1 rRNA gene is annotated in these 715 nt (G+C 53.3%); it reads right to left on the bottom strand.

From position 1 onward, the window contains the following. A 16S ribosomal RNA gene (locus tag CDO73_RS27015) occupies nt 1–676 on the bottom strand; the annotation flags it as partial. Nucleotides 677–715: the final 39 nt, after the last annotated feature.

Raw genomic sequence — 715 nt, 5'->3', positions numbered from 1 at the left:
ACAGGGGAAGACGGATATGGAGTTGATGTGGTGAATCGGTGGCAGTGACGTCTTCTCACGATCTACGCACTCAGTGGTTTTTCTTTTTTTTTTTCTCGCGGTGGAAACCGCGACCGAGGTGATGGGCGCCATGGGCCACTTGTCCCCCGCCCGCGTGCAGGCGCGCCTTGGCCCGCTGATGGTGCGCGTCGCCAGCCGCCTGCGCGCCCGCACAGAAAAAAAAAACAGAGAGAGCCTTTCGCCACCGGTGTTCCTCCATATATCTACGCATTTCACCGCTACACATGGAATTCCACTCTCCCCTCTTGCACTCAAGTTAAACAGTTTCCAAAGCGTACTATGGTTAAGCCACAGCCTTTAACTTCAGACTTATCTAACCGCCTGCGCTCGCTTTACGCCCAATAAATCCGGACAACGCTCGGGACCTACGTATTACCGCGGCTGCTGGCACGTAGTTAGCCGTCCCTTTCTGGTAAGATACCGTCACAGTGTGAACTTTCCACTCTCACACTCGTTCTTCTCTTACAACAGAGCTTTACGATCCGAAAACCTTTTTTTTTTTTGGCTCGGCCGCGCGCAGCTTCGTAACTTTGAACTGCGGCTTTTCTCTATATGGCTGCACGATTCCGCGTACTTTTACCAGCATCGGCTCAAAAAACGTTTCTTTGTCCGTCGTGCTCGCGTCCCACAGCTTCGCCGGAATCTCTCCGCTCGC

It is taken from the genome of Saccharibacillus sp. O23 (assembly GCF_002205895.1).
In the GTDB taxonomy this organism is placed as follows: domain Bacteria; phylum Bacillota; class Bacilli; order Paenibacillales; family Paenibacillaceae; genus Saccharibacillus.
Note: the sequence above shows the minus strand (reverse complement) of the source record. Positions and strands in the feature narration are given on the sequence as shown.